This window comes from Acinetobacter sp. ANC_7588, assembly GCF_056783995.1.
Window position 1 is genome coordinate 1 of the sequence record NZ_JBWYIU010000055.1, and the last position, 213, is coordinate 213.

Sequence of the window (213 nt, forward strand, 5' to 3'; positions counted from 1 at the left end):
GTACCCCTGAAACACTGCGTGTTTGGCATCAAAAATATTTGGATCAACAAAATCCAGTTAAAGTACAGCATCTTTCAGATCAAGAACGCATTAAACAACTGGAACGTGAAAATAAAGAACTGCAACGCGCTAACGAAATTCTACGTAAAGCAGCTGCTTTTTTCGCCTAGGCGGAGCTCGACCGCCCACACAAATAATGGTGGATTTCATCCA

Annotated in this window: 1 pseudogene; it reads left to right on the forward strand. The window is 42.3% G+C overall.

The features are described 5' to 3' along the window. Positions 1 to 213: pseudogene (locus AC1M9J_RS14880) on the forward strand (IS3 family transposase); the annotation flags it as partial.